Origin of the sequence: Bremerella cremea (assembly GCF_039541315.1) — a bacterium.
In the GTDB taxonomy this organism is placed as follows: Bacteria; Planctomycetota; Planctomycetia; order Pirellulales; family Pirellulaceae; genus Bremerella; species Bremerella cremea.
In genome coordinates, this window is record NZ_BAABFZ010000003.1 from 1,853,551 (window position 1) to 1,865,277 (window position 11,727).

Consider the following 11,727-nt stretch of genomic DNA (forward strand, 5'->3'; position numbering starts at 1 on the left):
ACGTGAGCACGACCCAGTCTCCTCCGGCAACTTCTCCGGCCCGAACTCCGCCCCCCAAGTACTGGCTGTGGCCGATTCGGATTCCGGCGAAGATTGCCTCGCGAACCTTGCGCATGGCGCGGAAGCTCGACGATCGACTCGCGCCGTGGTACCTCTGGTACCCGGCCGCGATGATCGCTGGCTCGCTTCCGATGCTGGTGGCCTATTTGCTAGGTACCCCCGGCGGCCAGCTTGGTTCGTCCTTGCTGTTAACCCCGCTGCTGGTCGCGGCCGTATCGCGAGATTCGATGCTGCGCGGCCTGGGTGCGCTGGCCCTTGGCTTTCTGGCCCACTGCGCCCTGGTAATCACGTTGACCTACAACGATCCCAACGGAGTCGCGGCGATCTATCCGCGCGGTGAAGATTATTGGCAGGTCACACTGCAGTGGGTCTTATCGGGCCAAAGCCCTGAATATGAACTAAGCCATTGGCTTTGGGCTCATGTTCAGTTGATGCTCGCGTCGACCTTCTTCTCGTTCACTTCGCTCGGCTCTGTCACCTTGTGGCAAGGCTTTCAGGAAGTCGACTTGATGAACTGCTATGTCGGCAACATGCTGATCCACTCGAAGAACCCATTCACCACGCTGCTGGTGGGCTGGCACATCTGGTCGATTACGCGTGGGTTGGGCTACCTGCTGCTGACATTTGAGGTCACCAGTTACTCGCTGGAAAGAATGACCAAGGTTCGCCTCAGTACCCGGCTACGGCGCATCCGGCGCTGGCAGATCGGGATTGGCTTCCTGGTTCTCGACGGCGTTTTGAAATACAACCTGCTGGAAATCGTCCGGCAATCACTCGAAAACAACCTGACAACGTGATCCACTCTCGCAAGGAGAATGCATATGGTTAAGGGTCCCGGCTATACCATCGACGACCTGATTTATTACACCGGCCTCTTCGCAGGCCTGATCGGAACCTTCCTGACGCTCAACGCAGTCGTCCCGGAATGGCCCCACATCGTCAAGCTGATCATCGCCGGTATCGTCGGCATCGGCCTGGGCTGGTGCTGCACCACCTTCTTCAGCCGCAGCAGCAACGACCGCTTCGACTAACCCAAGTCGAAAACTACCCCCAAGAAACAGCAAAAGGACTTAGGCCATCAAGGCGTAAGTCCTTTTCTGCTCGAATTTTACCGTAAGCGGAGGACAAGGGATTCGGCGTTCCACGTTTTCGCAAACTATTGACCAATAACGATTTCGGCGCTAAGCCGTTGACGCAACTTGAGTTAGCCTCATCCGCTTCGACCGGCCTTATCTCGTCAAAACCTGGCTCAGGAGGTCACCAACAGGGACAAAACAGGGACAATCTTCCCCGAGAACTACGCAGCAAAACCTGGCAAGTCTACCTTGTCCTACTCCTGACGTTTTTTCTGCTCGCTGCGACTGTCGGGCACAACGATACGGCCGATCTGCTGCCCCGCGCCAAACGTCGTCGCCGACGTGCCCAAAAGGACCGCGGTCTCCCTGCCGACGAGGAGTTGCTTGCTCTCGCCAAGTCTTACCTGCAGTGGCAGCACAAGCTATGGCCCGAGCTGTCGAGAAAGGGCAAGATCTCGAAGTGCACGTCAGCGATCCTGACTGAAATGGTCGCTGACCTTAAACATAGACACCGCGGCGGCTCGGTCAACGTCACGACCCTCGAAGTCTTTCACAAGCTGAAGCTGAAACTGGCCGGCAGCTACTGCCGGTTCAGCTGCGACCGGAGCGATCCGACGTCGATCATCGACCAGTTGACCAACACGCTCACGAAGGCCAAAGAACGGGGTTACTTCATTCCCTGGGAGCTTGTTTACTGCGACTATGCCGTCAGCGGCCTCACGGCTAGCCGCCTTGGATACACGTCCTACAAGAACCTGCTCTCCGCCAAAGATGTGCTCTCGGCCACGTTCATCGATGACTTCACCCGCGCCTCTCGTGAGGAACTCGAATGGTGGAAACTCGCGGCGCTCTCCAAGTTCCATCGTAAGTCACTCTATGGCGCCTCCGACGGCTTCGACCTGGATGACGCCAACTCGGAAGTCATGATCACGGTCTATGGCCTCCTTTCGCGGCTCTTCATTAAACAACTTCGACAGAAGGTGAAGCGCGGCATGGGCGGGGCACACCGCCGCCGTCATGTACTAGGCCGACCTCCGCTCGGCTTCACCCGTAGCCGTCTCCGCGACGAATCAGGGCATCTCGTTCGTGACTCCCAAGGCACGCCCGTCAATGTCATCGCCATTGAACCTCGAACCAGCAAACTCGTCCGCTTGATCTTTTGGCTCTTTGTTAAGAAGCTCAAGTCCGCATACGAGATTGCCCAGTTTTTGAACTTGGTATCGGCTGACGACTGGAATGGCTGGACTGAGAGCGGAATCAAGAAGATCCTGTCCAACCATGCCTACCGAGGCCTGTTCATCTGGAACAAGACCAGGAAGGAGTACAACCCAGAGACCGAACGGGACGAGGTCATGCGCAACCCGCACAAGGAGTGGGTCATCCAGCGCCATCGAGACCTCGCGTTTATCCCCAAGCAGCGGTTCTTGGCCGCATACTGGCGACTCAAGCAAACTCGCAGGAAGTCTCCAACCAAGCGAAGCCGCAATCAGCTTTCTGCTTCGACACTTTTCAGTGGCACGCTCTTTTGTGCGTCCTGTGACCAGGAACTGAAACTGATCCGCTCCGCCGGAAAGTATCAGCAAATCGCCTGTATGAACGGTTCGTTCCGTGTCCATGGCTGTCAGCTCACGACGTCGAAGAGCGTTCGCATTATCGAGAAGTGCCTCTTGAAGTACATGCTCGACGTCCTCCTGACCGAGGAGGCGGTCGAGACGCTCGTCTCACGGGCCAATAAGTACTTGGCCAGCCAGAGCCTGAAGCCGCGGCAAAATGACAAACGCTTCAAGAAGTCGATCGAGGAAAAGCAGGCCAAGATTGATAAGTTAGTCCGCCTGTCAGAAGATGCCGACGACGACCTCTGCCAAGGCTACAAGAGACGAATCCTCGCGATCCAAAACGAGGTGAACCAACTGAAGGAAAAACTCAGGGAGATTCGCAAACACAATGCGTCTGTCCCTCCCCTGCTAGATACGCCCCAAGTGAAAGAATACCTGAAGGAAGCTCGCGTCCTCCTCAACCAGGACATCCCTGTCGCCGCCGCAGCGATTCGTGCCCTAACAGGCAATATCACCATTTCCCAAGAGCCTATCCCTGGCCGGAAAACCGGCGCTCGCTGGATCGCCAAATTCCGGCCGGATTTGGTATCCCTGCTCCGCCGTCTGGCCCGAGATCAGAATTATCCAGATTCCATCACTTTGGAGTACCTGAGTAACGCAAACTGGACAATTCCCGAGATGGTGGAAGTTCCCCTCGAACACATCACACAATATCAAAAACTAGGTCCGAAATTCGCTGAACTATTCCGTCAGGGTGCCAGGGTACAAGAATTGGCCGATTCATTCGGCATGCCCTGGAAACAGGCAAAAGAAATCCTAGACTTCGGCCTCACCGGCAAACTTCCACGTTGGACGAACAATGGTCGTCCCGAAAGTAAGAAACGGGGGCAGGCGAAGCACCTTGTGATCCAGGACGACGTCGTCCGACTCCGTGACGAAGAACTGCGAAGCATACTTAAGATCAAATCATGGCTGCTCAAGAACCGGGATATTGAGGTATCCGAGTCAACGATCCGCAGGGCCTACGCGGAAGCTCACAAAGACGAGATCCATAACGCCGTCATGAAGGGCGAAACACCCAATCGTGGCCGGTCGCGCCGGATTTCTCGTGAGACAATCCAAATGATTCGCAAGCTTTTGGTAGAAGGAAAGCTCACGGCAAGGGAGATTGCTCGGAAAGCCGGGGTGAGCTCCCAAACGGTTGAGAGAGAAAGGAAGCTGCTCAAATAAACAACTCCGGCCTCCCAGGAGCCGCTACACCATGAATAATCGGCCTTCAGATTTAACATGGCAAGTAGAATCGGCTCTGGAGCAATTGTAGACGTGACTTTCACGTGAAAGCATCAAAATCCTGAGAAGCGATTTCGAGTATCTTTAGTGCCTGAGCTGCCTGTTTAAGCGAAGGCACCCGTTCCCAACCATCAGAAGCGTATCCACTCAAGGTGTGAGCAATACCCGATTGCCATGCCTTTAGTTTCCCAGAACGCCTCCCCCAGTCACTAATCTCAAACCAAGTTGCCGCTGGAATTTGCATAACTCGAGCGATCGATTCCTCATCGGCAGCGCTCAACCGATTGGTGGCGTTTCGTGTCTTTTCACCAACCATCGATTGAGGTTGAATCGCAGAAAGTTCTACTTGTAGCGCTGCTGGAATGTGCAACGAAAGTGATCGCACCTGATTCCAACACTCTTCCTTCTTCGCCCATTCGGTAACGTTCCGTCCCTTTGCTCCTTCCACAATGGCTTCATAAATCAAAGGGGCCCACTTCCTCAATGTTTCCTCAATGCCAGCACTTATGTTTTGAGTTCCCCAAATTGTCTTTAAATCAAGTCTACCTGCACAGCGATGTGCAAGGTACGCGACAGTGTAGCAGACAACATTTGCCCCATATGCGGGAATCTTTAACTGTCGAATAACCTTCTGGGTTTTCAAGAACAGAATCGCTTTTGCAATTAGTTCTTTGTAGTATTCGGTATCCGGTGACCACTCTTTTGGATGCTTCTGCACTCTGAGCATGAACTCTACGAAGTTCTTCTGGGCACCACGGCTGACGACATTTGGCAAGAGATCCCAACTGTTGATAAATTTCGCAAGGTCCGTCTTGCTAAATTTCTGAGATGTGGGGCACTTCGCCTCGAATTGACGTTTTCTGGCAGGTGTAGATGCTTCTTTCGCTTTCGCAACTTGGTACTGACCGCGGGCACGTTCATAAAACCAACGACTTTGTTCACCAGGGCACCACGTTGTTTCCGAAAGTCTCTCAATTTCAATATGGTATACATCATTCGCGGAGAAATCTGCTTCTCTGACAGCATTTTGACTGTTTGCATATCGCGAGATCAATGGAACGATCTCCTGCATTCGCGAAGGGGAAACAACCGTAATCTTTGCCTGCACGAAGACATTGGAAAGATCTGCCTTATCTTCCTTTGCGGCTCGATGAATTGAAGCAGTTGTTTGGCCTCCATTCACGATCTGAAGGTCACGAATTAGGGCAATTCCTGATATACCACCCTCGTGAACTAGCTCAACATGTTCCGCGGTTGCAGAGATACCGTTGTTATATGCAAGGAATCGTTCTGGTTGATTTTTTAAGGTGTCACGAATTCCTCGATTAACCTTTCCCTTCGCCTGAAGGAATGACCGAACGTTCAATTCGAGCAAGCGTGACCCGAATTCATCATATAGCTCACTTAGCATTGGACCAGGAATCATCGCAACGTACGCGGTGTAATCCTGAAGATCCTGAGGAATACTTAAGCACCTCAATGGACTGCCGAAGCGTTTCCGAAAGTCAATAGTTACAGATTCATGGGGACTCTGTGCGAGCGATACCCGGAAGAGTCGCTCGATATCCCATACTTCAAACCGGATGTGAACTCCAGAAATCTCAGTCTCTGGTAGTGAAGACAATGGAGATAGACCATCTGTCAAAAAGAAACATCGAATACGTTCAATTTCAGCCCGTAACTCAAATATTCTTTCCACCATTCCATAGACTTCATACGCCTCCTCCATCTCTTTATGCAGGCCATTAGTTGCGACCCGGTAAAAACGGACCAGTTGTTCAATCGTCCGTGTTACTTCACTTTTCGCAAGACGCGACGGAGATTCACTATGGGAATAGGTCGTAACGAACAAATCAAGTTGCCGCGTCTCTTCGTCGACTGCAAAGGCGTTAATCTTCACGATACCCTTGCCTGTTCTTCGGCAAAAAAAACAGACTTCAGCGTCGTCGATCACTCCTGCCTCGGCAAGGTATTCAGCAACAAGAGTCGTAAAAACATTCTCTCTGAATTCTGCTTGTCCGTCTTCAGCATCTACAGTTGCCCGCGCCAATACTTCGGCCCGAAGCTGCTGCGAAAAGTGGAGTAATCCTGAGTCATCCGCCATAGTTGTTTCCCACAGTGTCCAGGACAGTAAGCATGTCTTCTTCGAATGGCAGGCATGCCGTCATCTCGATGGAATAACGAAGGTCACCGATTCCACTTGGGAGAAATTCTGGTGCGATTCGGGGAAATCCCTCGCGTACATGGAAAGTTCTACACTCACGTGCAAAGTAAGTAACGGCCTCATACATCGACCGGTGAGCATCAAGGTAGCCAGCTGCAACTAGCCGATTCGCAAGAAGCTCACGAGCCACGGCACTGGAAGCTGCAAGTTCCCGAATTTCATCGATCAGTCCTGGAAGCGTAACACCACCACTGGGGCGGACATCCAGTAGCCAGAAAAGGAGATAAAGATACTCCAGCCCTGAAGGGTCAAGTTGTCGCGAATTACTAATACGGAGTTTTACTTGGGAGTTTGCCGACGTTGATTTTACTTCCAATGCAGACATGCCGATTACGAAGTCCTGATTAGCTCCTTCCGGCCCAGTCCAGGCTGAGACCGCAGCGGTAATTCCAAACTTCGGTGCAAGAATGTCCCGGATCGTTAGTAGCTCCGAATACAAACCTTGTTGTTCTTCCTTCCCTAGTCCTGCCAAATTCTTCCGAAAAAACGCCTGCCAATGATGAAGTCTGTCAAGAAACACCGTCAGTGCATCAGCTTCGGTGGTAGCCTTCAACATCCGAGAAACGATGTCTTCACAGAGAGCCTTGAACACATCATCATAAGTTCCGGACACAGAAGAAAGCACAATGCGGACACGGCCCTCACGACCGGGAGCAATCAATTCTGGTTCAACTGTAAAACCGGCGCAGACCGGGTAGACGACCTTACCGGAAACAAGTTTAGCGGGAATCTCAATGAATAACGCAAGACGATTTTCTGGTCGGTGGATGCCTACGAAAACATCGCAAGGGGCATCAGAAGACACGCGGAGATACGCGAGACCATTCTGAACCGATTGATCGCTATATAATTGCCGCCAAACGGTCACAAATCGGTCTTCAATCACTCGTTTCGTACTCCTGTGACCAGTAGACGTTGTTCACTTCAAAGCTAACCTCGATGGCGTTTGGATCCTCCGGAAAACAAGCTGCCATACCGATAATAGGCGCGCCGTTCTCGCCTTCGCGGGATCTACCTTTTGGATCGATTGGATATATGAGAAGAAGTCCTCTCGACTTAGGGCGTGCTTTCCTCATTTCCGTTCGCATCTGAGAGGTCTTCGGCCGCTTGTCCTCCTCCGGAATCTCTTCGTCGAGCAATCTTGCATCGTAGGCCATTTGGAAAGCTCGTTGATACTCGGCCGAGTTCAAATCCAATGCCTCATCTCGAGCACTGCCGACGCGACGGATCACAAACGAGTCATGATTCTCTTGTTGGTCCTCGGGTATTCGACCGTGCCACTTTCGCTGAACCATTGATATCTCCCCGAATGGGAATCCATCGAATGCCCTACCATCTCCGCTCAACATCGCCAATGTCCAAGATGTCAAGCATCCGCGAGAGTTCTGTCGCTCAATAAACTCAGCAATTAGCCGGGTATTGATGCTTCTTGGATGCGGAAGAAAGCCATTCAGATACTCACATAGAATGTCAGCAGGCACATCTTTCCACGCAGCCGCCCCTGTCCACTTATGGCCTCTACCGTGCAGCCTGTCTCTGACAGGATTCCTCTCTATTGGAATTCCCGATTCTTTTAATTTGCGAATCAAAGAGACTGTTGCCGCCATATTAGCTTGCAACTTATCCTCATCTCTATGGAAAACCGTTGTCTCGGAGACTTTACCAGCGAATGAAATATCTAGACGCGTGCCATGCCGCATCTTTACCTGAGACGTAACCAGCAACTGCGGGTGTGAACGTACTTTGAGCCCGTAATCCTTTGGCGTGCCACCTACATTTGCCATATGATCAAATTCGCGACGCAATTCATCATTCGCTACAGCGATATGCCCGAACCACTCAATCAAGTCCGGTGTAGTATAGAGCCGACATAAGTCGATATAACCTGGCCGGTATCCAAACCATCGCCCCATTTGCATGAGCGTATCATACATCTTGGACGAACGAAGGAAATAACTAACGGATAGCCCTTCCAAGGTGAGCCCCCGTGCGAGTTTGTCGCCTCCGATCGCGATGACGTTCAGACCAGTCTCTCGATGGGTCTCGTAATCTATGACATCTCTTGCGGAACCGTTGAACTCGCGAACCTGGATAGAAGCTGCTGACTGAAGAAGAAACGGTTCAACTTCTTCCCAAGTCACTAAATCGCATGACTCGTCATCGATTGCGGACATTGTTGTCTCATAATCCGATGTCCATAGTCCAAAGAGCTCATCTGTTATTCTTGGAGTGGCATCGCCATCCCCATATTTAAGTCGGTTGGTTACGCTGGCCAGTGCAGCTTCAACCTGACGACAAACGATATGCTGGACGTCCACAAACCGTGTAACATGCACAAGCATCGAATTGTGCTGTCCCACCTGCCCGCGTGCGAGCCGAACAGCCCTAGTCAGAATGAAGGAAAGAATTGCTTTCCGCAACGAAGGGGGAACTTCATCTCTGCCGTTATAGCTTGGTTCGTGGTGGCGAGTGTGCCTAGGAGGCATCCATCCTTCCCGCTCATCAAAATCAAGCGAGTCTGCATGATCGTCGACTTCGCGGGTGATCGGCAAGCCTTCGGCGCCATCAATGTCCGCGTCCCGATCGTCGATTCCGAATATTTCCCGCGGTCCATAGTAATTCGAAGGAGCCTTCAAATTTGTAATAAAACTTCGGGGAAATAGGTCGTCTCCGTATCGTTCATGAGGCGCGCTATCGTGAATAAAAATGTTAGCAAACGGCGTCGCGGTGTAACCAACATACGAACTTTGTTGAAACAGGTGCAGCAGTTCACGGATCCGCTGATTGGTTATCGTTGGGTCATAATCTTTCTGTGGTACTCCCTGATCGTCTAGCGGAACTTCCTTGGTGTTAACTGAGCCATGATCCGCTTCGTCGTCGATAACTAGAAGTGGAACATTCGTCACATAAGGTCGTCCATTCAGTTCGTTGTTTGCTTTTCTCCTGAGAACCGCAAGCAAATTCTTCAACACAGAACCGTTTTTCTTCACCACGAAAAGTAGAGCATTGTTGCCCGGGTGAATATTAAAATGATCGGCGTTTGCCTTCTTGAAGTCACCTTTTTCAAGACGATGTGTGTTTGTATCTGGCCGCAGAGATCGATCGATCAGGCCAACTCCGATTGGCGGCGTTGCACCATCATGCTCCTGAGTCGGATCGCTGTTGTAGCCCAAGAAGCCCTCATCCAGCCGTACCTGAGTCTGACTTCGCAGACTGTTCGTCAGACCTGCGAGTACTACAATCAACTTGTACCCCGCGTCAACAGCCTTACAGATAAGGCCCGTATAGTTTGCGGTCTTACCTGACTGCACGTGCCCAACGACCATACCACGACGGTCCCATTCTCCATCTCGCTTTGGATTACCTAGTCGAGCCAGGGTTTCATTCGTTAATCTCTCAAGACTTTCAACACTCGCTGGGCTCCATCCTTTTTGCTGCAACATCTGCTTATATCGCGACCAGTAACGCCATTCAATTCCAGCTCGAGCTTCAGCAAGCCACGGAACATGCCCAGTGGAATCCTCAAGGGTCCTTGCGATGCCAACCGTTTGAACAAGCATGGTTTCAAGTTCCCTGATCAGCGATTCGCGATCGACACCATCCCAAGTGCCCATGCTAAGCACAAGATCAACTTGTTGCGTGATTGCTTCACGCTGTAGTTGCCCCTGGGCTTCTTCTCGTTTCTTTTGCAACATCATCGACGCCATCGATCGAACAATCTCGTAGTTGGAATTCACTGAACTATTCCTCGCAAACTATTGATGACAGAAGATGCATATGCTCTCGAAACGGAGCCATATTACCTAACCGTTTGCACGCTTGGTCGTGCGTAAGTCGCTCGACACTCCTTAGAGCTCGATAAACGCTGGTCATTACCTCAATTACAATTTTATCTTCAGCACGCTCAAATGGGCGGGCATGCGTGTCCGGGCGTTCCGCAACGTCAAGCCAAATCTGCTGGACTGGAACGGTCTCTTCCAAAAGCTTTAACAAGCTCTCAAGCTCTTTTGAAACTTGCTGCCCTGCTTGCATTAGCTGGCGGACGGCTGCACTTCCCCGATCAATCCGGTAAATCGTCCGTCCGTCACGAACACCGGGCTTCCACACATGCTCGACTTCTGTAGATTGGCGACGACTCGAGTAAACTCCCCGATGCGCAAACACCTGCCTGGCCTTGTCCCGGACTAGTTCCGCGAGTTGCCTCAATCGTTTTCGCACTCGAGCAGGTGGACGAGCGGTTGACTTCTTAACATCAATTTGCCATTCCCCATCCACACTGTTAGGGATATCAATTGAAATTCGACTAAGTTTGTAGTGCTCATCCTTTGTCCAAGGACGAGGCTTCCCTAGACCCAGCCAACTACCGGCCACTAGCATTCTTTCGTTTCGGTAAACATAAAAACCCTGCTGAGAGTTCCAGCCTCTGGGTCCTGCGGCGAACTGATGTTCTTCTTCTTGCAGCTTATCCTTATGCGGAAGCACAAACCCCTGCACGACCACCTTCTGGCTTCCGAGTGTGATTGTTTCCTGAGGCTGCCATAATGTGGCAGAATGTGAGCTCATAAATGGATCCCACGGGGTGATCCGATGTTCTTCATCAGCACCATTGACATAGATTGACAATCGAGGCCTGCTTCCTTCGAGAAAACGATGGAACACCATTGCCAAATGTGTTACGACAGAATTTGCGATCTGATAAAAACGCTCCTGAGCGGAAGTATCAGAAACTTCGGAATCCCCTACGATCCGATCCAATTGCTCCCATAGAACCATAGTGCCATTCTCACGTTCTTCTAGTGGCGCAAGAAACGCTTCAGAGCCGGGAGCAGCTGAGCGGAGCAGACGCCAGCCCGAGTCGGATCCCGAGCTGGAAACTTCGGCGAGGTAGTCCAAGTCCCATCTCCGCACTGCGATAGGATCTCCAGACCTTCGGGAACCGACAGTCAAGCGGCGACATTGAGAAAAGGAGGCCGACTTGAGCCCTAAACCAAATCTTCCTAGATCCTTTGGATCACGCTGCTCCAAGGGGTGACGGCTTCCCGGTCGCATCGCGCAAACGAGCTCAGCCTCATCCATGCCGTTACCATCATCGGTCAACGTAATTCGGGAGTTCCGGCCACTCCAATGGAAATGAAGCCATACTTTCTTAGCTCCTGCCGAAATGCTGTTGTCAATTAAATCTGCAAGAGCAGTTTCCAACGTATAACCGAATGCGCGCATCGACTCTACTAGCGCAGACGCACATGGCTCAACAAGATCGAAATCAGAATCGTGGTGAGATGGGCTTCGAGGCGAGGAATTCATCGTAAGGGCGAGCGGCTCGTGAGGGACGTTAAAGCCCCCATTCTAGCGGCAGCATCCTAAGAGAGCCAGTCTCTTGGAGGGCAAATCAACCACCGGTGCTGGTGGTCTCTCTTTGCATCAGATTGCCTTCTTCGTCGAGCCGTATAAATGGAACCGGCCATAGAAGGTCGGAAAGAAAGGAAATGTAATCATTGCCTGGTGAATCAATGGGGCCCGA

General features: G+C 51.7%; 7 protein-coding genes. 3 read left to right on the forward strand and 4 right to left on the reverse strand.

Going from position 1 to position 11,727, the window contains the following annotated elements; all coding sequences use genetic code 11:
* The first annotated feature begins 2 nt into the window (after positions 1-2).
* From ABD890_RS09740 to ABD890_RS09750, 3 genes are all read left to right on the forward strand, one after another.
* Positions 3-857 carry a hypothetical protein gene (locus ABD890_RS09740; RefSeq protein WP_345088295.1) on the forward strand — a complete coding sequence of 285 codons (855 nt, stop codon included), beginning with the start codon at positions 3-5 and terminating at the stop codon, positions 855-857.
* Between the two features lie 24 nt (positions 858-881).
* Positions 882-1,091, forward strand: coding sequence for a hypothetical protein (locus tag ABD890_RS09745; RefSeq protein WP_345088296.1), 210 nt, complete (start codon positions 882-884; stop codon positions 1,089-1,091).
* 128 nt (positions 1,092-1,219) lie between these two features.
* On the forward strand, positions 1,220-3,922 hold the full coding sequence (locus tag ABD890_RS09750) for a recombinase family protein (protein ID WP_345088298.1): 2,703 nt from the start codon (positions 1,220-1,222) through the stop codon (positions 3,920-3,922).
* Between the two features lie 100 nt (positions 3,923-4,022).
* On the opposite strand, the gene ABD890_RS09755 is transcribed toward ABD890_RS09750, so the two are convergent.
* The 4 genes from ABD890_RS09755 to ABD890_RS09770 are packed head-to-tail and all read right to left on the reverse strand — an operon-like array spanning position 4,023 to position 11,510.
* Entirely contained in the window at positions 4,023-6,086 is a 2,064-nt protein-coding gene (locus ABD890_RS09755) for an AIPR family protein (RefSeq protein WP_345088300.1), read from the reverse strand.
* Positions 6,076-7,092: a PD-(D/E)XK motif protein gene (locus tag ABD890_RS09760; RefSeq protein ID WP_345088302.1), complete on the reverse strand. Its 1,017-nt coding sequence runs from the start codon at positions 7,090-7,092 to the stop codon at positions 6,076-6,078. The genes ABD890_RS09755 and ABD890_RS09760 overlap by 11 nt, the downstream gene beginning before the upstream one ends.
* Positions 7,085-9,943, reverse strand: coding sequence for a Z1 domain-containing protein (locus tag ABD890_RS09765; RefSeq protein ID WP_345088304.1), 2,859 nt, complete (start codon positions 9,941-9,943; stop codon positions 7,085-7,087). The genes ABD890_RS09760 and ABD890_RS09765 overlap by 8 nt, the downstream gene beginning before the upstream one ends.
* Positions 9,944-9,947: 4 nt before the next feature.
* Entirely contained in the window at positions 9,948-11,510 is a 1,563-nt protein-coding gene (locus ABD890_RS09770; protein ID WP_345088305.1) for an ATP-binding protein, read from the reverse strand.
* Positions 11,511-11,727 lie beyond the last annotated feature (217 nt).

Coding starts and splice junctions, on each gene's coding strand:
- ABD890_RS09755 (WP_345088300.1), bottom strand. CDS start 6,086: ATGGCGGATGACTCAGGATTACTCCACTTTTCGCAGCAGCTTCGGGCC.
- ABD890_RS09770 (WP_345088305.1), bottom strand. CDS start 11,510: ATGAATTCCTCGCCTCGAAGCCCATCTCACCACGATTCTGATTTCGAT.
- ABD890_RS09745 (WP_345088296.1), top strand. CDS start 882: ATGGTTAAGGGTCCCGGCTATACCATCGACGACCTGATTTATTACACC.